This is a genomic window from Mesorhizobium sp. B2-3-4, assembly GCF_006442315.1.
GTDB lineage: Bacteria > Pseudomonadota > Alphaproteobacteria > Rhizobiales > Rhizobiaceae > Mesorhizobium.
Window position 1 is genome coordinate 26,305 of the sequence record NZ_VFVY01000015.1, and the last position, 20,589, is coordinate 46,893.

A 20,589-nucleotide genomic window follows, 5' to 3' on the forward strand; every position below is an offset into this window, starting at 1 on the left:
CTTTGGCGACATTTGGTTCGGTCCGCGGCGTTCCAGTCCGGTTTTGCCGTGTTTCGGTTGGAACTCTGGCGCCGCCTGCTTCGGAAACGGCGGCGCCGGATATTTTCGCGCACCGGTCTGCATCGCGCCGCCGAACTTGGTAATTCCGCATGAAAGCGGCCTGCTCGCCGCCACACAGCTGCTTCCCTTTGTAAACTCGGTGTAGCCAGGCCGCTTGCAGGATTAGTGCAAACGCTACCCCTCGCCCGCGAGCGCGGCGAGAAATGATCGCCGCCATTCTGCTGCGTCATTGCGCCTGATGCGCTTGAGCAGTGCGCCGTGCCTAGCAATTCGTTCATCAAGTGGCATTACGAGCGCTTTTGCGATGGCATCGGCAACCTCGTCAACCGCATAAGGATTCACGATCAGGGACTCCGCAAGCTCTTCCGCCGCACCTGCAAAACGAGACAATACAAGCACTCCGGGATCGGCTGGATCCTGGGCGGCTATGTATTCCTTTGCCACAAGGTTCATCCCGTCACGCAAAGGCGTGACCAAGCCGACCTGGCTAGCGCGCAACAGACCAGCTAGCCGCGAGCGCGCTACGGCTCGGTGGATGTAGCGGATCGGGGTCCAGGCCAGATCGGCGTACTTCCCGTTCACCGCGCCAGCGGTTGCCTCTAGCTGTGACCGGATGTCAGCATAGGCGCTAACCTCCTCGCGCGTGGGCGACGCAATCTGCAAATAAGTTGCCGCCCGCTCTTGTTCAGGGTGCCTTTCCAGCAGGCGAGCGAAAGCCTGCATGCGGCCGGGCAGACCTTTGGAGTAGTCCAGCCGGTCGACGCCGATGATTTGTTTCAGTCCCAGAATCTGGCGGCGCATGGAATCAATCTGGACATCCTCGGCCGCGTCGTTGGCCATGCGAGAGAATGAATCGACGTCGATGCCTATTGGGAAGCACTTCGACAACACTGTCCGGCCATTTGCCTCAACTGCGCCGTTGGTATCAAAGGTCGTGGAATTGGTGGCCTGCACCGAGCGCCGAAAATTCGCCACGTCCGTTTCGGTCTGGAAACCCACAACGTCATACTGAAGCAGGTCGCCGATGAGTTCTTCATGGTCGGGTGTGGCTACAAACAGGTCAGGCGGCGGAAACGGAATATGCAGGAAAAAGCCGATCCGATTGCGGATTCCGAGCCGCCGCAACTCGGCGGCCAAGGGGATAAGATGGTAGTCGTGAATCCAGATTAGGTCGTCGTTGCCCGACAACAGTCCCACGAGCGCTTTCGCAAACCGCGCATTGATCTGCCGGTAGGCGGCTAGAAACTCTGCCCGGTGGTTCACCAGGTCTAGCCGATAATGGAACAGCGGCCATAGCGTACTGTTTGCGTAGCCGTTGTAATATAGCGAATAATCCTCGCGCGGCAGGATGAGCGCAGCCGTCTCGATCCTACCCAAGCGTTCGAGGCGGATCAGCGGTTGGTCGCTCGCGACAGAGTCCTGATGTTCGTCGCTTGCTCCGAGCCATAAGCCACCACGCTCGGCCAACGCATCCGCGACACCAACCGCCAGCCCGCCGGCTTGCGACAGATCGCGAATGTTACCCAACCTATTCGAGATGACAACAAGTCGGCGCGCAACGTTGGCGATTTGCCTGGGCTCGGCCAATCCGCCCTGGCCATGAGTGGCATCGCCAGACCTTTGCGAGGTAGCGAGACTTTCGTTGGGTCGCTGAAACAAGGCAAATCCTGAGCTTGAAGACCGCTTGGCAACGGTCTGGGCATTCGATTGTTCCACGAAATTCGCCGTAGATTGTCTTGCTGTGCCACGCAAATTTTCGGCCTCGCGCCGGCCATGCCAGAAATGCGCACGCAACGACGAAAGACCTGCGCACGCCAAGGAGTTGGGCCGCAGCCAGCGTCCGCAATCCCACTCGGCGTAGTGTCTCACATTATGGCGAGATGAACTTTTAGGTCGTTGCCCCCGCAATTGTCTGCCGGGAGAGGCTTACATGGAAAACGCAAAGCAGGCCGGATGGCTCGTATCGCAAGACAACTCCGCCAGATTGCTCATTGTCGAAAACGCGCTTCAGCAATTGCGTTCCAAAGCCCTTGCGCGTTGCAGGTATGACCGGAGGCCCTCCTGACTCACGCCATTTCAGCTTGAGTTTACGCCCATCCTCCTCGCCGGTAATCGTCCAGGCGATTGAAATTGTCCCGGCCCCGTTCGAGAGCGCCCCGTACTTGATGGCGTTGGTCGTGAGCTCATGAAGTGCCAAAGCAAATGAAAGCGCTACGGCTGGCGGAAGCCAGACATGCTCACCGCTGATCCGAAAACGGTCGAGCGGTGCGTGCGCGGTGATCGAGTTGGCGATCAGATCGCCGAGGTCCGCGCCGCTCCAATTTTGGCGTGTCAGGGCATCGTGAGCCTTCGCCAGCGAGACGAGCCGGCTCGACAGGTTGCGTCCTGCCTCCGGCAGATCCGCGGCGTTGCGGATTGTCTGGGTGGCGATCGACTGGACAACCGCCAGCGTGTTCTTCACCCGGTGATTGAGTTCGTTGAGCAGCAGCTGACGTTGCTCTTCGCCACGCTTACGCTCCGAGATATCCAAACTGATTTGCACGGCACCAATGATGGATCCGCTCGGATCGCGGATCGGACGTGCGCTGGAGAGCAGGTAACGGTGAACACCTGACGGCAGAATGTATGCAAATTCCTGGTTGTCGATCGTCTCACCGCGCATCGCCCGGCTCAAAGGGCGATCTTCGCGAGCGACACGCTGCCCGTCCTTGACGGCCACCGTGTCAATAACGAGATCGGGTTCGCCGAATGACTTGGACGTTACCGTCGGTAGACCCATCAACTCGGCCGCGAAGCGATTTCGGATAACCTGGCGAGCTTGAGGGTCATAAGTAAACCATACGGCTGCCGGCACCGTATCAAGCACGGTCTGCAGCTCTCGCGTGCGTTCCGTAATAGCGTGCTCTGCATTGACCATCGCCTGGGCGATCGTGGCGAACTCGGCCACCGAGGTGGACATTGGCCGAACTTCGCGGCCATTACCAAGCGACTCTGCGCGGCCAGCAAGATCAATCGCGGCTTGGGTCAGCCTTTTTCCAACAATGTAAGCGAGGGCAAGAGAGATAAGCAGCGCCGCCGCGCCAGTTCCACCAATCGCTGCGAGCGAACGCCAAAGCGGCGCCTGGACTTCCGAGAGCGGCACATTGGCGGTGTAAAACCATCCAGAGTACGTAGAACGGTAGTAACCTGCCAGCAGCGTTGTCCCTTCGAAATTGCGGGCCGTGAAACTGCCATGAGGGCTGACGATTTTTTCGACATACTCCGGCAACCCAGGCTTTCCGGTCATCTCCTCGTGTTGCTTCGACCGTGCGACGTAACTGCCGTGGCGATCGCCAATGCCCACAGTCCAGCCATGTGGTACGGCGGGCAACATGACATCGCGGATGCGGGCAGTCGGCACGGATACCGAAAGCAGCCACTCTTCACCGTTCGGTCCGGACACGCGTCTCTCGACCGCCACCCGATAGTCCGTGGTGTCTCTGGCCGCGAACACATTGCTGACCGAGATGCCGCCCGATTTCAGCTTTTCGCGTTCGTCGGTCGTCACAGGGTCGACGGGCGGCAATGGCTCTCCCGGTGCGACCTGCGTGTTTGCAAGTTGGCGGCCATCGAGGTCGCGCAATGCGATGATCTTATCCGTGCCCTGCGCAAGCCGACGCGCTTCATCCTCAAACGCTTTCAAATCCCCCTTTACGAGAGACCCCGATTTCGACAACCCATCGACGGTCGTCTGTAAATTGAGGAGTTCGGCCTCGACCACCAAAGAGACCTGTCGTGCCGTCTGCAAGGCATCCTGTTCAAAGCGGCTTTGTTCATGAAGCGCATATTCTACAAGGAGGTAGGCAGCAAACAGCCAGACTGGCAAAACGGCCACCGCGATAAGACCAAGCAAATGAGCCCGAGCCGATCGACGAGGCATGCCACCCTCCGGAAATGGGCTAACCATAGAGACAAGAAAACAAACAACAAGGGACAGCGCGGAGGCATGAAAGCGCCAGCGATACCCCGAGGTTTGGTTTGCTTTGATACTACCGACCGGCGGCTCTGCAACGGCTTGCGAGCTTTTCGCTCCATCAAGTGTTGATGGCAAGGGCATATCTATCTAACGGGGAGCCCGTCACGTCCCGGGATTATTCCGAGGGGCACGCAGAAATGGCGATCCCGCCGTGAACCGTTCCTCGGTGAGAAGGTTCTATGGCTCATGGTTGACCTGTGGGTAGATGGTACATGTTCGACAACTTCGAGCTTGAAATGATTGATACCGAGGGCGGACCGATACGGCTTCGGCACGGCGGATCTGGGCCGCCGCTGCTTCTGATCCATGGCCATCCCCGCTCGCATATGACGTGGGGCCAAGTTGCGGACTTGCTGTCAGCAGATTTCAGAATTGTGTGCCCGGATCTTCCGGGGTTCGGGCGCTCCTACATACCGGCGGACGACCCGGAAAGCAGGTTCTCGTCCAAGCGGGCAAAGGCGGCGGCGCTGGTGGAGGTCATGAAAGGGTTGGGCCACGACACTTTCTTCGTTGCGGGGCATGATCGTGGCAGCCTGGTCGCTTTCAGAATGGCTATGGACCATTCCGATTTGGTGCGAAAGTTGATTACGGTAGATGGATTGCCAGTTATCGAGCATCTAGAGCGTGCCGACTGGAAATTTGCCCGCGATTGGTACCACTGGTTCTTCTTCGCTCAACCCGAGAAGCCAGAACGGGCCATCCTGGCAGACCCAATGGCATGGTACAGCGCCTTGCGGCCAGATGAGATGGGACGTGAGGCCTATGACGAGTTGGTTTCCTTAATCCACGATCCTGCTGTCGTCCATGGGATGATTGAAGACTACCGCGCAGGTGTCAGGATCGACCATCGCCACGACCGTGATGATCGAGATGCAGGCCGCAAGGTGCGCTGTCCGATGCTTTGCCTCTGGTCGCTCGACGATGACTTGGAGCAGATCTATGGCGATCCGATCGCAATATGGAAGCACTGGGCCGACGACGTGGGAGGCTTTGGGATAAAGAGTGGGCACCATGTCGCCGAAGAGAATCCAGCCGCTCTCGCGGCAGCATTCAAGGCCTTTCTCCAAAAGCAATTTCGATCGCCGTTGCGCCAGTTACCTGATCGTCTGAAGCTAGCCTGACTGGTGACCGGACCTCAGCGTTCGACCCGCACGCTGGATTGCATCGCTGCGAGGTCCTGCTCGGAGCAGCGAAGGACCGGCCGCACGGGGTCGGAGATGTCAAGCTTGTCCCACGGAATCCGATAGATGCCTTCGCGATGGCGCAGCCGAATGAGGTCGAGGAGGGCCGTGCCGATCGACGAGGCTGACAGACGCTCGAACGCCGCGAAAATACCGACATGATACTCAGTGACGACAAGGTCGTCGCCATCTGCCTCGGCGACGATCTCTTCCAAGTGGCCGATGCATTGACCCTCCTTCGAGAATACGCGCCGGCCTGCCAGTTGGTCGAGATTTGCGGTTGCCATCGTCAAGCTCCCGGAATCCTTCCGACGATGTGGTCGCGCAACCAGTCCTGCCACCCAAAAATTGCAGTCTTGCGCACATCGACATCGATCTCGATGTCTAGGCCGATGTCGCGAACCTTGCTCCATGCCACCCGATGAGGCTTGGCATGGCGTTCGCCGCCCAGCTTGGCGACCAGAATGACCATCCAGCGTCCGGGGAGCGGTCCCAAGCGGCGCGCCAGCGCAATCGAGCCAATCTCGACGGCGATGACCCTTGGGGGCTTACCTTGTCTCAACTGGGCTACTATCCCGTCCACCTTGCCGATCTTGACCTGATTGCGATCGACAACCTGCTTGTCCAAAACGTCGCGTATCATGTGCATCAGCCGCCTCCAAATATTTGTAGAGGAATGGTGACAACCGCAAGGATAAAGCCAAGCGCGATAATAAAGAGCACTGCCGCGTTGGAGATCACGCCGTTGCGATGTTCGCCCATATAAGACCGGTCATTGAGCAGGAAGAGAAATGGCACGACCGCCAGCGGCAGGCTTGCGGCCGTAAGGGCCATTGAAAAGATGGTAAGCTTCAGCGGATCAAGGCCGAGCGCGATCGGAATGGCGGCCGCGAAGATTGTGACGGTATAGAGCATCGTGAAGCCTGGATCCTCGCGAGGCTTGCGGTCCTCGCCCCAATTCCACCCGAACCCCTGCGCGACGAGGTATGCCTGCTGAAGGGCGATCTCGACCGTGGCGCCGAAGCAGGCGATGCCGAGCGACGCAACGAACAGCACAAAGCCCCAGAAACCGAACACCGGAGTCAGCATCAATGGCAATTGGTGGTAGTCGTCCACTTGCGTGATGCCGTTCGCTCCAAGCACCAACGCAGCGACGATAAGCACGGCTATGGAGATGGTCCCGCCGAAACTCATGCCGAGGCCGGCAATGGCGCGATTGATACCGAGATAACTCTTGTCCCACTTGTCCTCGATAGCTCCCGCGGAATAGAACATGAAGAGATATGGCGAGATGGAAGCACCCAGAATGCTGACAGCCATGAACCAGTAAGTAGCGGTGTCATGATGTGGCAAGGAGGGCACCGCACTGACGGCGACCCGCGTCCAGTCAGGCTTGAGGATGACCGCCGCTACGACGAAGCAGAGCGTCACCAGCCCCAACAGCGAAACGCCTTTTTCAATAAGGCCGAAAGTGCCTTTCCACAGCAAGAGCCACGCAATGAAAGCTACCGGCAGCGCCCACCATTGGAAGCCGATCCCGCTGGCGAGTTCGGCAGCAATGGAGACCCCACCGATTTCAGCAGACAGCACCAGGAAATTGACCAGCAACGTGCTGACCAGAGGCCAAAGGAACGCATTGAAGCCGAAGCGCTCGCGAATGCCGTCGGCTATCGTGTGCTCGCTGACGGCTGCGAAACGGCCGGCCATCTCCACCAGGAAAATAATGCAGATAGTCCCAAGGAGAATCGCCCAGACCAGCTGAAAGTGGAACAATGCACCGGCCTGGGCTGCTGTCGCCAACGATCCGACCTCAAGGAAACCGCCAACGCTGGTCACCACGCCGAGCGAGATTTCAAGCAATTTTTTCATGGATTTGTCGCTTGATCGGCGGGATCTGCCACAACGAACTTGGCAATGACAGTTCGAAGCTCCTGACCGGCTTGCCCCGATTGTGCTCTGTCGCCGCTCGTGACGGCATTTTCGGCCCGCTCGGCAGCGGCTGTGAGTTGTCGCGCCAGTCGCCTGGAGGAGTCCGAACCGTCCGCCGTTTGTAGTTGCCGATCGTAGTCAGCTAACGCTTCGGCCAAAGACCGCAACGTGGCTCCCGCATAGTGGGAAGGTGCGGCGCCGGCGGTCCAACTGTCGATGACCATGATCGCTGAATTTGCGGTGGACTTGGCGTTCTGCGCCTGCTTGTCTTCAGCATCGGATGAAGAACAGGCAGCTACGCCGGCGAGCAACAAAGCCGCCAGCAGACGCGACATGATGGTATTGGCGAACGTTACGACGCTCAGTGACATCGGATGCGTAAAGCATTGCGGTCGAAAAGGTTCCGCAAGCGTTCGGCTCAGGAACTACCCTCCCTGCTTGTGATCGTCACGTTCGCCGCGATTTCATTGCGGGCTTTGCTAACGACCGTATCCGGAGACCCGACTGCAACCTGCACGTCCTGCCGCCGAGGGGTCACTCGGCGAACGGTCGAAGAACAGCCAATCGCACGCTGTCCGTTAGCCGCCGCATTCGGGCTACACGCCTTCTTGAAGCGCGCCCGCGGCCTTTGGAACACACCGTGCGCAAGCTCGTTAGAAGCGGGCAACCTCGGACCGATATTTCATGAAACGACAAAAAAACTTAAAACCGCCCATCGACGTGGTTGGGTCGAGCACGCTTTCAGAATCGGGTGTTCCGAGCGAAGAACACGCAAAAAGATCGCGTCGAATACCAGCTGCGGCGATTGCCGCGCGGCTGGTCCAGGCCGTACGGGATGGCGGCGCGGATGACATGATTTTCATCGCACGGAGCGAGAACCAGGCCGAAGAAGTCTCAATTTCATTCAAGCAGTTTATGCCGGAAACGCAGGTGATTTTATTGCCGCCGTGGGACTGCCTGCCGTACGACCGTATCCAGCCATCGCGTGAAAGCATGGGACGACGCGCAACCGCGCTTCTCGCTTTGGCAAAGGCAGCCAACAGTCGCGCTCGCCTGGTCGTCATGTCACCCGAGGCGGCGCTGCAGCGCTTTCTCCCTGGCGATGCCGTTGCGAAGGCCTTCACATCCCTGGCCACCGGCGACCGCGTTGATGTTGAGGCATTTTGCGATCGCCTGCAGACTTATGGCTACCTGATGGACGATCGGGTCGACGAGCCTGGGGAATTCGCCTTGCTTGGTCAGGGCATCGAGGTGTTTCCATCAGCAGCGCCACATCCCTATCGCATTCTAATCGAACGTGGAGTCGTCGACAGCATTCGTTCGTACAACCCTGTGTCGCAACGCACAGATGAGAGTTTCGAGAACATCATGCTCGCGCCTTCGACGGAGTTGCTGGAATGCAGCTCAGCGCCGGCTGGACCTAAGGAAGCACAATGCATGGAAATGCAGATGGTCGGGGCCGGCTACAAGCTCAACACCATCTTCGAACTCTTGCCGCACGCCCGTATCGCAGTGGAGCCGGCTGTGGAAGAACGCTTTGACGCCGCGATCGCGTTGATCAATGACGCCCGCCGGATGCGCGACAGGCAGCAAGGCCGCAAGCCGACCTCGGAGCGCTTCTACCTTGATCGCCCGACCCTTGATAAGCACCTGGCGAAACGTCGGATGAAGCTCGATTTGCAGGGCTTGTCGCCAACGCCCGATTTTATCGTTGAGGTCAACCCGTCAAAGGCCATGGGGAACTTTATTGCCGAACAGATCCAAGGCGGCCGGCGCGTCGCCCTCGCCGGCCCTGCGGTGGACCTCGATCGAATGGTCAAGACGCTGCAGCGTCATCTGACGCTTGATGTCGGCCACGCCGAAAGCTGGGCATCGGCACTGGGCGCCGAGCCCGCAACCTTGGCCAGCCTCAATGTCGATATCGATGACGGGTTTGTCGATGACAAGGCCGCTCTTGCGGTCGTAACGGCCGCCGACGGCTTCGGTACACGATTAAACCCGGGAGATCATGAAGCCCGCTCTCTCGTTCAGGAGCCAGAGTTGCGAATCGGCGACGTCGTTTTGCATGAAGATCACGGCATCGCCGTTCTGAGAGACCTTGAAACCGTCGAGGTCGAGGGGATGGTCACCGATACCGTACGGCTTGAATATAATGGAGGAGCCACGCTTCTGGCGCCCGTAGAGGAATTCGGCCGCATCTGGCGTTACGGGGCCGATGAAGAGGCAGTGACACTCGACAGGTTGAAAGGGGATGGCTGGGCCAAGCGCCGGGCACAGCTCGACATGGAGATTGCTGAGGCGGCAGAACAGCTTGTCAGACTGGCTGCCGAGCGTGACAGAACTGGTGCCCGAGCGTTGAAACCACCGCGTATTCCTTATGCTCGTTTCGCCGGAAGGTTCCCCTATCCGGAGACCGCCGATCAGGCCGAGGCGATTGCCGCAGTCATCGACGACCTGTCATCTGGCAAGGCGATGAACAGGTTGATTTGCGGCGATGTTGGTTTCGGCAAGACTGAAGTGGCCTTGCGCGCTGCCGCCGTTGTCGCGTTGAATGGTTGTCAAGTCGCGGTCGTCGCACCGACTACAGTGCTGGCGCGCCAGCACTACGATACATTTTCCCGCAGATTTGAGGGCACCGAGGTGAGTGTGGCCCTTCTTTCGCGCGTCGTCAGCGAGGGCGAGTCAAGAAAGGTCAAGGCAGGGCTCGCCGACGGATCGCTTCGAGTCGTCGTTGGGACGCAGGCAATCGCGGCCAAGGACGTCACCTTTGCCGACCTCGGTCTGCTCGTTATCGACGAGGAGCACCGCTTCGGCGTCAAACTCAAGCAAACGCTTCGCGGCCTCGGCCAGAAGCTGCACGTTCTGTCGATGAGTGCCACTCCCATACCGCGTACGCTTGCGGCAGCCATGGTTGGTGTGCAGGAAGCCAGCCTGCTTTCTACGCCACCGGCAAGGCGGCGTCCGGTGCGCACAGAACTTGCCCCATTCGATAGAGCGTCGGTCAAGACAGCACTGATCCGCGAGCATCGACGGGCTGGCCAAAGTTTCTGCGTGGTCCCACGCATTGAGGACATCGAGCCCACGCTTGCTGAACTGCGCAAATTGCTGCCCGAATTATCCGTGCTAGTGGCCCATGGCGACATGAACACCGCCGAGATGGACGACGCTATCGTGAATTTCGGCAACGGGGATGGCGACATCCTTCTGTCGACAAACATCATCGAGAATGGCCTGGATGTGCCACGCGCCAACACCATCGTCGTGTTTCGAGCGGACCGGTTCGGGATGGCTCAACTGCACCAGTTGCGCGGCCGTGTCGGCAGGGGGCGGGTGCAAGGTTTGGCATACTTGTTAACCGAGGCTGGCAAGGACATCGCGCCGCAAACGCGCTCGCGGCTCTCGACACTGCTCGCTTTCGACCGGCTCGGTTCAGGGCTTGCCATCAGTGCCCGCGATCTCGACCTGCGCGGCGCGGGCGATCTGGTTGGTGAGGAACAAGCCGGCCACATGAAGTTGATCGGGTTGAGTCTGTATCAGCGGCTGTTGGCGCGGGCGGTCGATAAGGTGCGGGGCAAAAATGCCACCTCGACCTTCGAAACCGAGATTGAACTGCAATTCTCGGGCACGCTTCCGTTCGATTATGTCCCCGAGGCTGTGGTGCGCCTCAACCTCTATTCGCGTTTGCAACGCTTTGAGACCCTCGCTGAAATCGATGCTTTTGCCGAGGAGCTTGAAGATCGGTTTGGAAAGCCGCCACCTGAGGCGACCATGCTAATCGATTTCGCACGCCTTAAGCTTGCGGCGGTGAAGGCCGGCATCTCCAAGATCGGCGCTGGCCCCGTTGCCATAGCCATCGAATTTACGACGCCCGGTTCCAAATCCTACAGCCGCTTGGCCCAGCGCACCGACTGCGTTCGCCGTGACGGGCGGCTCATCTTTAAGCTCGCCACCCAGCCCGGGCCGGAGCGGATAGCCGCTGTTCACGGACTGGTGCTAGACGCTTTGGAATCGGCCCATCCGGCGTGATCGAAGCTCAACACTGGCTAGGCAGGTCCACAGACGGTGCTTCGTCCCATTGAAGGGACGGGCCAGCCACGGCGAACGCCTAGGCAGATACTGCCTTGTCCGCTGGCAAATCCGACTATACCTGGCTTCCTTCACTGATCGATATGATCCCGTGCTTGAAAAAGACCGTGTTTGTCTCCCTGCCGGAATGCTCGAGCTCTCGCGGCCTGACAGCCAGTTCGCAATAGCCTTTCGTGCTGCACTGGTCTACGAGGCTCGACAACCGGGCGTTCTCGCTGCTGGCACGAAATTGCCTCCCGTCAATCGTAGTCACCACAAATTCAGTCACCTTGTTCTCCCATCGTTGGTGAAATGTTTACTTGATTTCTCGGGTCGCCCGGCTTGCCAAACGGACCCCCGAGACTTCGGATGAAGGACGATGCGTAACCCGCGCCGAAGCAGTTCGTTCCCCTGCAGCGTCGGTGAAGCCCCCGTTTGGGGCCCTTCGTCGTGCATCACAGCGTTCATCCGTTGAAAACGCCCAGCAGCAACAGGAGTTCAAACGATAGCACCGAGCAGGTGCGCCGAGCACAAAAGTCGGTCACGTTTCGCGTCGCTTTTGCAGAGCTTTTCGAGGCTAAAAAGAAAATTGATCACACCTGATTTCCGGAGGAACCCGGTGCGACCATCCGAGTTTGATTAGCACCCGAAGGGGTGATTTCAACCAAAGGAGATTGTCAGATGGCAGCCACCAAGAAAGCCAGTGCCGGCACCAAGGGCCTCGAGGATCTGTTCCTCGACGGCCTCAAGGACATTTACTACGCCGAAAAGAAAATTCTCAAAGCCCTGCCGAAGATGGCCAAGGGCGCGGAGGACCCCCAGGTGTCCGCCGCTTTCGAGAAACATCTTGTCGAGACGGAGGGCCAGGTCGAGCGACTTGAGCAGGTGTTTGATATCCTTGGCATTGCTGCGCGCGGCAAGACCTGCCCTGCCATCGACGGCATCATCGAGGAAGGATCCGAAATCCTGGAGGAATACAAGGGTTCGACCTCGATCGACGCGGGCCTTGTCGCCGCCGCGCAGGCGGTCGAACACTATGAGATCGCGCGCTATGGCACGCTGATCGCCTGGGCGACATCGCTGGGCAAGGATGACATCGTCGAACTCCTCAACGCCACGCTCGAAGAGGAGAAGGCCACCGACGAAGCCCTGACCTCTCTCGGTGAGTCCGGCGTGAATGACAGGGCGGCCGACCAGCAAAAAGCGGCTTGAATCCACACACAGAAAGAAGGGCCACGACGACATCGTCGTGGCCCCACCGTTTGCGTCGGTCACCCACCAATCCAACAGTTTAAAAGCTGCTCGGTGGTCGCGGTCTCGATATGCTGGCCGTAGCGGTTGCTGAACAGCCCGATCATGGCATCATGCGACTCATCCGAGGCGCTGCAGACCGCATCCTGGACCACGATGGTACGCAAGCCATAGTCTGCCGCGCCCAACACCGTCGAAAGCACGCACATATCTGTTTCGCCGCCGGTGACGATTGCGGTGTCGCAGCGCCGTTGCGCCAGTAGAGTGCGAAGGTTCGAGCCAAGCCAAGGCGAATACACCGGCTTGTCTACAACTGGCGCCGGCGGCGTAAACGCTCGAAGTTCCGGGACCAAGTCCACCTTTCCCGGGCCAAGGCGCTCAAGCGTCATGTCTGCCCATCGTTCATAGTAGCGTTTCCAAGTCCCCTGCCCGGCGCCGGGGCGCCTAGCCGGTATAAACCGCGTGAAGACCAGTCTCGACGGCTGTGTGCTGCAAAGATCTACGATCCTGGGAAGCACACGGTCCATCCATGGCAACGACCATTGCGACGGTTCGCGGAACATCGCCTGCATGTCGACGCAGATGTGCACTGCGTTGCTGCCAATGGGTTCCTCGCGCAGCGTAGGGTCAGCGGCCATGTCAGCGCGAGATCGAAAATTGCGGCGGGGATTGCTGCGCATCGAACGCAACACCCAGGCCATGGGCCACGGCGCTTGCGGCGATCATGTCGTTCAGTTCGCTTCTGGAAACCGGACAGGCTTTCATGACAGTCAGGACAGCCGATGCTGCCTGCCTCACCGACACAACATCGTGCCGCTTCTTCCGCACCTCGACGTACTGCTCGATAAGCATCTCGAGGCGGCGCTCCTCTACCTCGTGTGACATCTTGATCCTCCACCCAGATCAACCGCGATCGGCGGTGCCCTTGTGGCGCCCGCCGGGATTTCGATTGCTGTTAATTTGCGGCCCCGATCCTTGTTCCACCGCTCGGGCAGAAGGCGTCAACTTCGTCAACGATTGTCGCGACCAGATTGGCATCCGCAGCGAATTCGCCAACGATCGGCAACGCTTTAACGCCTCTCACGTTCAAGGTTTAGTCGGCACCAAGGAAGCCTTAATGGACGAAAAAGACCTGTCCCATATTCACGGTGATCAGCCGGCCGCGGTGACGGCGGATGCGCTGCCAGACCGCAAAGAGTTGGCGGCCACAGCGTTTCAGCGGACACGCATGCCGATGGTGGTCACCGATGCCACCCAGCAAGATTACCCTATAGTCCTGGCAAACGAAGCTTTCCTGAAATTAACAGGATACGATGCAGCAGAGGTTCTCGGCAAAAACTGCCGGTTCCTACAGGGTCCGGCAACATCCAAAATCGCCGTTTCCGAGATACGAGCCGCGATAAGAGAGGAGCGCGAGGCCAGTGTCGAACTCCTCAACTACCGCAAGGATGGATCGGCCTTCTGGAACCAGCTTCACTTCAGCCCAATTCATGATGACAGCGGCCGTGTTGTGTATCACTTTGGCTCTCAAATCGACCGCACAGACTATCGCAGGATCCAGTCTCTCGAAGACTCCGAGCACCGGCTTCTTCTAGAGGTAGACCATCGCGCCAACAATGTGCTTGCGCTTGTCGACAGCATCGTTCGGCTTACTCGATCGGACGACGCTGCCTTGTATGCGGCCTCCGTACAGCAGCGTGTGCAATCTCTGGCCCGAGCCCACACTTTGCTTTCCCGACGCGGCTGGCATCAGATTCCGTTACGGGAGGCCATTCGGACCCAGATAGAGCCTTACGGGGCGACACGGGCAGTTTTGAGCGGCCCGGAAATCATGCTTGCGGCTCATGCGGTCCAACCGCTTGCGTTGTTCATTCATGAGCTCGCCGTAAACGCGGCGTCGCATGGCTCGCTCTCGCAGGACACCGGGCAGGTCGCAATCAGTTGGAACGAAATCCCGCAAACCAAGGGGCTTGCGCTCGTTTGGGAAGAAACGGGAGGCCCGCCGCCTGCGGGCATCCGAAAGGCAGGCTTTGGCACTGTGATCGCCGAAGCTACGATACGGCGGCAGCTTCAAGGGTCTACCGAGCGCGAATGGTTAGATCGCGGTGTGAGAATCGTCGTCGAAGTGCCTAACGTCACCAGCGAGACGTAGCAACCCGTTCACATGAGCGAGCAATCGTAGCGGCAAAGCTGCGTCGTTCAGCGGCGACTCGATGTCCGTACCATTCGGAGCTGTCCTCTGTCAGAAATTCATCAAAACGAAGGGCCCACTTTGCAGGCCCCTCTTTTGCAAGCCCGAAAGACGCGGCCTCACAGCTTGACTGCGGCTTCCCGTGCCCACAGCCGCAGACCCCTGCAACTTTCAATGAAATCCGTGGCACTCGCCTTGTCAGCCAGCGGCAGCATTCCCTCGTCAGCCCCGGGCTCGACGCCCGCTTTGGCCAGAAGCGGCACAGCGCCGGGCGTGAAGCCGATGAACTTGCAATGAGAAAAGGCATCCGCCACGAAATCGCGAGCTGCTGCTTCGCCGGCCAGCAGATTGGCACTCTCTTCGGTGAGCAGGATGGCGACCGCGTCAAACAATACCGATGGGCCGCCATCGATCATATGCTTGGCCACAATCCTGGTGCCATCGCTGGCGACCGCGCCGCCGACCTTTGCCGCGATAACTTCCATGGCGGCCCCTTCATTCTCAATGGCAGCCTGTAAGGCTTTGAAGAGGCCGGCGTCCGTGCCGGTGCCGATCAGGACACCGACCTTGCGGCCAGCAAAGCTCTCCGGACCATTGGCAATGATGCTCAGCGCTGGCGAGGGCTCGAGATCCGTGCGCGGCGATACAGCGGCGTCGGCCGGCTTCGGCATCTCGGTGATGCCGAGCTTGTCGGCGACCGTGACAGCCAGCCCCTCATCGATGTTCAGCAAGTGCGCGATCATCCGCTCGCGGATGGCCGGGGTTTCAACCTTGCTCAGTTCAAAGGTCAAGGCCTGAGCGATGTGGCGTTGCTCGGGTGGGGTCTGGCTGTTGAAGAACTGCGCGGCCTGGCTGTAGTGGTCGGCGAAACTTTCGGGCCGCAGCCGGACCTTCTGGCCCTCCTCCCCGTCAGCGAAGGACCGGAACCCACGCTCAGGGGATTCGCGCGGGCCGACGCCGAACGAATTCGGCTGGTAGTTGGCCCGTCCAACCGGGTTGCGCATCGCCATATGGCCGTCCTGCTGGAAATGATGGAATGGGCATTTCGGCGCGTTGATCGGCAGATGCGTGAAATTGGGGCTGCCCAGGCGTTTCAGCTGTGTGTCGAGGTAAGAGAAGTTGCGTCCCTGCAGCAGCGGGTCATTGCTGAAGTCGATGCCAGGCGGAACGTTCTGGGTCATGAACGCGACCTGTTCGGTCTCGGCAAAGAAATTGTCCGGCATCCGGTCGAGAACAAGACGCCCGACAGGTATCGGCGGCAGGATCTCCTCCGGAATGATCTTGGTCGGATCAAGGATGTCGAAGTCGAAATTGTCGGCAAACTCCTGGTCGAACAATTGCAGGCATAACTCCCATTCGGGGAAATCGCCGGACTGGATGGCGTTCCAGAGGTCCCTCCGATGAAAGTCGGGATCGGCGCCGTTGATCTTGACCGCTTCGTTCCACACGACTGATTGCATGCCAAGCTTGGGCTTCCAGATGAATTTCACGAAGGTCGATTCATCGGCCGCATTGACGAGCCGGAAGGTGTGCACGCCGAACCCTTGCATGAAGCGGAAAGAGCGCGGGATGGCGCGGTCCGACATCACCCACATGATCATGTGCATCGATTCCGGCGTCAGGCTGATAAAGTCCCAGAACGTGTCGTGCGCCGACTGCGCTTGCGGGAAGCCACGGTCGGGCTCCGGCTTGACCGAATGGATTACATCGGGAAATTTGATCGCGTCCTGAATGAAGAACACCGGGATATTGTTTCCCACGATATCCCAGTTGCCCTCTTTGGTATAAAGCTTCACGGCAAATCCGCGGACGTCGCGGGCAAGGTCGAATGACCCCTTGCTACCGGCCACCGTCGAGAACCGCACGAATGCCGGCGTTTTTTCTCCAGCTTGCTGGAAGATGTCGGCGCGCGTATATTTTGCGAGCGACTCGTAGGTTTCGAAAAAGCCGTGGGCGCCATAGCCACGCGCATGCACTACCCTCTCAGGAATGCGCTCATGGTCGAAATGGAAAATCTTCTCGCGGAAATGAAAATCCTCGATCAGCGTGGGACCACGTGCGCCGATCTTGAGCGTGTTCTGGTCATCTGAGACCGGCCCGCCCTGGGCTGTTGTCAGGACGTCAGTGTCGCCCTCCGCAACTTGATGCAATTCTCCTCCCTGGCCTCTGACCAAGGTCAAGTCGTGGACGGTGGCGGACGATGCGTTGGCTTCGGCTGCTGGCTTATGCGGCATAGTGCTCTCCTTTGAAATGCTTGAGAATGACGGGCTCAAATTTCGGACTGGGGTCGTTGATCCAGCTCCGCGGAGGCGCGTTGCAAGTCGGAAAAATCGACCGTGGCGACGATGTCACCGCGACGGTCACGCGCCCTGACGGCCCAGCCCACCGGTGCTTCGCCCCGAGACAGGGCGTCTTTCCACAAATCCTCCGCCGAGCGCCTGCATTCGTCGCGCACCGCGTCCAGATCGGGAAAGACCAGGCCACTCACGTCACGGATCTCCCCATTGTCATGATACTCAAGCCGATACTCATCCCCCGCATCGGCTATCCGCTGTTCGCCAGAATTCTCTTCCTCGACACCAAATTTGGCGGCATGCAAAAGCATGATCTTGGATTTTTCGATCAGCTCTTCAGGGGATAAAACCGCCGGTTGCGCGACGGTGACGAGTATATTGTCACCACCCTCGCCGCGGAATTCCACCACGTTGTTGGCAACGACGATTTCCAGAACCTCCATACCTATGCTCCCTTCACATCTGGTCGTTGTAAGGCTGTTTGGTGATCCCGACCTGCTTGACCAACTCTGAAAACGGCGGCACGCCGGCTTCGAACTGGCTGGTGTTCGCGAGTTGCAGAAGGCGCAAAGGGAAGCAGACGGCATCATGGTTTGCCGGTGACATATCCTCGAACAGGCGCTCGTCGCCGGTGAACGAGGCTTCTGCGGTTTTCAAGGCCCTATCGATATCATCGATCGAGAGGAGTCCCTTCCGTACCAGAGCGTTGTTGACCGCTGCGACCGCCATCAGCAGCCCCTCCAGCTGTAGGTTGGCGACGTTCATCGATTCTTCTCCATCACACGCTTCCGATGGTCGGCGGACCAACGGGTTTGCAAGCTGGACGCGCCATGGGGGAATCTCCTTCGGGACGTTGGACAACTTTCCACACGAGACGAGGTTCCAGAGCCGCCATGCAATCCCGAAGCGGCCGACGCAACGCTTCTCCGACGTCAGGAATCGGTGGCAAAAGTTGAGGAAAACGAAGTCGGTCCATGCGTGGAACCGTCAGGCAGATCCCAAGTTTCATATTGCCGGGAAACGTCGATTGGCCTGCCTTTCGCGTTGTCGAGCATGTCGCAGCCAGCAAGTCATCCCGTGCCGGCGAAGGGAAGACGCCGTGGGCCAGGTGGCGTTGCTTGGGCGTCCACGGCAAATGAGAGCGAGACCGACGGCAATCTCGCTGTGGCAAACGAGGCAGGAAATGACGTCGAACACGAGAACAGCCACTATCAAGCCGTATAAAGGGCCCTCGGGTGGGTGGGGCTCAGCGAAATCCGTGGCTGGTGTTCTCCTAAAAGAACATGTTCCCTTGAAAGGGAGCCGATTGCTGTCGACGCAGAACAAGCCCGAAGGCTATATGTGCGTGAGCTGCGCCTGGGCAAAGCCGGCGCAGCCGCATCCGCTCGAATTCTGTGAGAACGGCGCCAAGGCAACAGCCTGGGAAACCACGTCGCGACGTGCGGGCCCGGCGTTCTTCGACAAGCACACACTGAGCGACCTCGAGCGATGGTCGGATCACGATCTCGAAGAGGAGGGTCGGCTGACGCACCCGATGCGCTGGGACGCTGCCAGCGACAAATATGTGCCGGTCGAATGGCCCGCTGCATTCGAAGAGATCGGCAGGGAGTTGCGCGCTCTGGACCCGCATCAGACCGATCTTTACACATCCGGCCGGGCGTCACTCGAGGCGAGCTACATGTACCAGCTGTTTGCGCGGATGTACGGCTCCAACAACATGCCCGACAGCTCGAACATGTGCCATGAAAGCTCCTCCGTTGCGCTTCCCGAGAGCATCGGCGCATCGGTCGGCACCGCCATTTTGTCCGATTTCGAGAACACGGACTGTATATTCTACATTGGCCAGAATGTCGGGACATCCTCGCCACGCCTGCTTCATGATCTGCAAGACGCAGTCAACCGAGGCGTGAAGATTGTTACTTTCAACCTGCTGCGGGAGCGCGGGCTGGAGCGCTTCGTCAATCCGCAATCACCTGTCCAGATGCTGACCGGAAAAGAGACACCGATTTCGTCGGAATATTATCAAGTCAACAACGGCGGCGATATCGCAGCGTTGTTTGGCGTCTGCAAGGCTCTCATCGAAGCAGACGACGCGCTGAAGGCCTCCGGTCAAAACCCTGTCGCCGGACGCGATGCGACGCCAAAAGATCCGGACAACGCAGCCATGATTGCCTTTGCGGCATCGATGGCATCCGCTGCCAAGAAGCACGTTCTCGATCACGATTTCATCAAGGGACACACAACCGGCTTCGAGGAATTCGCAGCAGCTGCGCGCGCCCACCAATGGGACGAGCTTGAGCGCGTATCGGGGCTGACACGCGCCGAAATGAAGAAGGCCGCTGCCACCTATGCCAGCTCAAACGCAGTCATGATGGTCTACGGCATGGGCCTGACACAACAGCTCATGGGCGTCGAGAACGTTCACATGGTCTGCAACCTCGCCCTGCTGCGCGGCAACATCGGCAAGCCCGGGGCGAATATTTGCGCCGTTCGCGGTCACTCCAACGTGCAGGGCCAGCGCACCGTCGGGATTACGGAGAAGCCCGGCCTGGCGCCCCTCGACAAACTTTCCGAGCTCTATGGCTTTGAGCCGCCGCAATGGACCGGCCGCTCGACGGTGGAAACGTGCGAGGCGATTATGACGGGTCAGTCCCGCGCGTTTATCAGCCTTGGCGGCAATTTCCTGAGAGCGGTGCCAGACACCGCGGCCATGGAAGAGGGATGGCGCAAACTTCGTTTGAGCGTTCAGATAGCCACCAAACTCAACCGCAGCCATGTTCTGCACGGAGAGGTCGCATTTCTGCTGCCGTGCCTTGGCCGCATCGAACTCGACCAGCAGGCGAGTGGGCCGCAGGCGCTGTCCATGGAAAGCTCGATCGCTCATTTCCATGGTTCGCGGGGCAAGACTAAACCGGCAAGCTCTGAACTTCTGTCCGAACCGGCCATTATTGCCGGCATTGCCAAGGCTACGCTTGGGCAAAACAAGGTTCCCTGGGACGACTGGGTTGGCGACTACGCCGAGATCCGCAATGCTATTGAGCGGACTTACCCCGAGACGTTCAAGGATTTCAACGAACGGCTTTTCAAGCCCGGCGGATTCGCGAGACCGCTGCCGGCGCGGGAGCGCAAATGGGTCACGAAAACAGGAAAGGCGAACTTTATAACGCCGGGCAAGCTTTTCCCCGACTTTTCAACCGCCGAGAGAGCAGATGTTTTACATCTCGCCACGCTGCGCTCCAACGACCAGTTCAACACCACCATCTACGGCTACAGCGACCGCTTCCGTGGGGTTGAGGGCACGCGTCGGATTGTATTCATGAATGCACAAGATATCGCTCGCCTGGGCTTCGTCGATGGTGACATCGTCGACATGACGACAGCAATCGACGACAACAGCGTTCGCAGCGTCGGTGGCCTCAGGATTGTCCGGTACAACATTCCCAAGGGCTGTTGTGCGGCTTACTATCCTGAGACAAATCCGCTGTTTCCCTTGGCGCATCACGATCCAAAGTCCAAGACCCCTTCGTACAAACTTTTGCCGGTGCGTTTGAGCCGATCAACCCTGTCCCAGGATGGTTGAGTCCCTTGTAGGCGAATGATGAA

The 20,589-nt window shown here is 59.0% G+C and carries 16 protein-coding genes; 5 read left to right on the plus strand and 11 right to left on the minus strand.

Annotation, left to right across the window (positions count from 1 at the left end):
* Positions 1 to 234 precede the first annotated feature (234 nt).
* Together FJ967_RS21275 and FJ967_RS21280 are read right to left on the minus strand one after the other, a co-directional pair.
* The gene (locus FJ967_RS21275; protein ID WP_246675336.1) at positions 235 to 1,776 is read right to left on the minus strand and encodes a trehalose-6-phosphate synthase; all 1,542 of its coding nucleotides are present in this window, start codon (positions 1,774 to 1,776) and stop codon (positions 235 to 237) included.
* 172 nt (positions 1,777 to 1,948) lie between these two features.
* Positions 1,949 to 3,979, minus strand: coding sequence for an HWE histidine kinase domain-containing protein (locus tag FJ967_RS21280; RefSeq protein ID WP_140733787.1), 2,031 nt, complete (start codon positions 3,977 to 3,979; stop codon positions 1,949 to 1,951).
* A gap of 308 nt (positions 3,980 to 4,287) precedes the next feature.
* On the opposite strand from FJ967_RS21280, the gene FJ967_RS21285 reads away from it, so the two are divergent.
* Positions 4,288 to 5,196: an alpha/beta hydrolase gene (locus FJ967_RS21285; RefSeq protein WP_140733788.1), complete on the plus strand. Its 909-nt coding sequence runs from the start codon at positions 4,288 to 4,290 to the stop codon at positions 5,194 to 5,196.
* Positions 5,197 to 5,210: 14 nt separating this feature from the next.
* Here the strand turns inward: FJ967_RS21285 and FJ967_RS21290 are convergent, their stop codons facing one another.
* From FJ967_RS21290 to FJ967_RS21305, 4 genes are read right to left on the minus strand one after another with little or no spacing between them, the layout of a single operon-like run.
* Positions 5,211 to 5,543 (minus strand): hypothetical protein, encoded by a 333-nt coding sequence (locus FJ967_RS21290; protein WP_140733789.1) that lies wholly within the window; start codon positions 5,541 to 5,543, stop codon positions 5,211 to 5,213.
* A gap of 2 nt (positions 5,544 to 5,545) precedes the next feature.
* Positions 5,546 to 5,905: a hypothetical protein gene (locus FJ967_RS21295; RefSeq protein ID WP_140733790.1), complete on the minus strand. Its 360-nt coding sequence runs from the start codon at positions 5,903 to 5,905 to the stop codon at positions 5,546 to 5,548.
* Positions 5,905 to 7,125: a divalent metal cation transporter gene (locus FJ967_RS21300; protein WP_140733791.1), complete on the minus strand. Its 1,221-nt coding sequence runs from the start codon at positions 7,123 to 7,125 to the stop codon at positions 5,905 to 5,907. The genes FJ967_RS21295 and FJ967_RS21300 overlap by 1 nt, the downstream gene beginning before the upstream one ends.
* Positions 7,122 to 7,556 carry a hypothetical protein gene (locus FJ967_RS21305; RefSeq protein WP_140733792.1) on the minus strand — a complete coding sequence of 145 codons (435 nt, stop codon included), beginning with the start codon at positions 7,554 to 7,556 and terminating at the stop codon, positions 7,122 to 7,124. Before FJ967_RS21305 ends, FJ967_RS21300 begins: the two co-directional genes overlap by 4 nt.
* A 313-nt stretch (positions 7,557 to 7,869) precedes the next feature.
* Between FJ967_RS21305 and FJ967_RS21310 the strand changes: the two genes are divergently transcribed.
* Both FJ967_RS21310 and FJ967_RS21315 read left to right on the plus strand, forming a co-directional pair.
* A complete protein-coding gene (locus tag FJ967_RS21310; RefSeq protein WP_140733793.1) occupies positions 7,870 to 11,211 on the plus strand; it encodes a DEAD/DEAH box helicase in 3,342 nt (1,113 codons plus the stop codon).
* A gap of 720 nt (positions 11,212 to 11,931) precedes the next feature.
* Entirely contained in the window at positions 11,932 to 12,462 is a 531-nt protein-coding gene (locus FJ967_RS21315) for a ferritin-like domain-containing protein (RefSeq protein ID WP_140733794.1), read from the plus strand.
* Positions 12,463 to 12,521: 59 nt separating this feature from the next.
* Here the strand turns inward: FJ967_RS21315 and FJ967_RS21320 are convergent, their stop codons facing one another.
* Both FJ967_RS21320 and FJ967_RS21325 read right to left on the minus strand, forming a co-directional pair.
* On the minus strand, positions 12,522 to 13,202 hold the full coding sequence (locus FJ967_RS21320; protein ID WP_348643105.1) for an isochorismatase family cysteine hydrolase: 681 nt from the start codon (positions 13,200 to 13,202) through the stop codon (positions 12,522 to 12,524).
* Positions 13,141 to 13,353: a hypothetical protein gene (locus tag FJ967_RS21325; protein WP_246675337.1), complete on the minus strand. Its 213-nt coding sequence runs from the start codon at positions 13,351 to 13,353 to the stop codon at positions 13,141 to 13,143. Before FJ967_RS21325 ends, FJ967_RS21320 begins: the two co-directional genes overlap by 62 nt.
* A 265-nt stretch (positions 13,354 to 13,618) precedes the next feature.
* Here FJ967_RS21325 and FJ967_RS21330 point away from each other — a divergent pair, with 265 nt between their 5' ends.
* Positions 13,619 to 14,653 carry a PAS domain-containing protein gene (locus tag FJ967_RS21330; protein WP_140733916.1) on the plus strand — a complete coding sequence of 345 codons (1,035 nt, stop codon included), beginning with the start codon at positions 13,619 to 13,621 and terminating at the stop codon, positions 14,651 to 14,653.
* A gap of 158 nt (positions 14,654 to 14,811) precedes the next feature.
* Here FJ967_RS21330 and FJ967_RS21335 read toward each other — a convergent pair whose 3' ends face one another.
* From FJ967_RS21335 to FJ967_RS21345, 3 genes are read right to left on the minus strand one after another with little or no spacing between them, the layout of a single operon-like run.
* Positions 14,812 to 16,926: a catalase gene (locus FJ967_RS21335; RefSeq protein ID WP_140733797.1), complete on the minus strand. Its 2,115-nt coding sequence runs from the start codon at positions 16,924 to 16,926 to the stop codon at positions 14,812 to 14,814.
* Between the two features lie 35 nt (positions 16,927 to 16,961).
* Positions 16,962 to 17,429, minus strand: a complete 468-nt coding sequence (locus FJ967_RS21340; protein ID WP_140733798.1) for a hypothetical protein — start codon at positions 17,427 to 17,429, stop codon at positions 16,962 to 16,964.
* A gap of 13 nt (positions 17,430 to 17,442) precedes the next feature.
* The gene (locus tag FJ967_RS21345; RefSeq protein ID WP_140733799.1) at positions 17,443 to 17,751 is read right to left on the minus strand and encodes a hypothetical protein; all 309 of its coding nucleotides are present in this window, start codon (positions 17,749 to 17,751) and stop codon (positions 17,443 to 17,445) included.
* Positions 17,752 to 18,169: 418 nt separating this feature from the next.
* Between FJ967_RS21345 and FJ967_RS21350 the strand changes: the two genes are divergently transcribed.
* The gene (locus FJ967_RS21350) at positions 18,170 to 20,566 is read left to right on the plus strand and encodes an FdhF/YdeP family oxidoreductase (protein ID WP_140733800.1); all 2,397 of its coding nucleotides are present in this window, start codon (positions 18,170 to 18,172) and stop codon (positions 20,564 to 20,566) included.
* Positions 20,567 to 20,589: the final 23 nt, after the last annotated feature.

Excerpts from the sequence above, each read along its gene's own strand:
- FJ967_RS21345 (WP_140733799.1), bottom strand. The coding sequence starts at position 17,751 with ATGAACGTCGCCAACCTACAGCTGGAGGGGCTGCTGATGGCGGTCGCA.
- FJ967_RS21315 (WP_140733794.1), top strand. The coding sequence starts at position 11,932 with ATGGCAGCCACCAAGAAAGCCAGTGCCGGCACCAAGGGCCTCGAGGAT.
- FJ967_RS21330 (WP_140733916.1), top strand. The coding sequence starts at position 13,619 with ATGGACGAAAAAGACCTGTCCCATATTCACGGTGATCAGCCGGCCGCG.
- FJ967_RS21320 (WP_348643105.1), bottom strand. The coding sequence starts at position 13,202 with ATGGCCTGGGTGTTGCGTTCGATGCGCAGCAATCCCCGCCGCAATTTT.
- FJ967_RS21305 (WP_140733792.1), bottom strand. The coding sequence starts at position 7,556 with ATGTCACTGAGCGTCGTAACGTTCGCCAATACCATCATGTCGCGTCTG.
- FJ967_RS21310 (WP_140733793.1), top strand. The coding sequence starts at position 7,870 with ATGAAACGACAAAAAAACTTAAAACCGCCCATCGACGTGGTTGGGTCG.
- FJ967_RS21340 (WP_140733798.1), bottom strand. The coding sequence starts at position 17,429 with ATGGAGGTTCTGGAAATCGTCGTTGCCAACAACGTGGTGGAATTCCGC.
- FJ967_RS21280 (WP_140733787.1), bottom strand. The coding sequence starts at position 3,979 with ATGCCTCGTCGATCGGCTCGGGCTCATTTGCTTGGTCTTATCGCGGTG.
- FJ967_RS21290 (WP_140733789.1), bottom strand. The coding sequence starts at position 5,543 with ATGGCAACCGCAAATCTCGACCAACTGGCAGGCCGGCGCGTATTCTCG.
- FJ967_RS21335 (WP_140733797.1), bottom strand. The coding sequence starts at position 16,926 with ATGCCGCATAAGCCAGCAGCCGAAGCCAACGCATCGTCCGCCACCGTC.
- FJ967_RS21325 (WP_246675337.1), bottom strand. The coding sequence starts at position 13,353 with ATGCTTATCGAGCAGTACGTCGAGGTGCGGAAGAAGCGGCACGATGTT.
- FJ967_RS21300 (WP_140733791.1), bottom strand. The coding sequence starts at position 7,125 with ATGAAAAAATTGCTTGAAATCTCGCTCGGCGTGGTGACCAGCGTTGGC.
- FJ967_RS21350 (WP_140733800.1), top strand. The coding sequence starts at position 18,170 with ATGACGTCGAACACGAGAACAGCCACTATCAAGCCGTATAAAGGGCCC.
- FJ967_RS21285 (WP_140733788.1), top strand. The coding sequence starts at position 4,288 with ATGTTCGACAACTTCGAGCTTGAAATGATTGATACCGAGGGCGGACCG.
- FJ967_RS21295 (WP_140733790.1), bottom strand. The coding sequence starts at position 5,905 with ATGCACATGATACGCGACGTTTTGGACAAGCAGGTTGTCGATCGCAAT.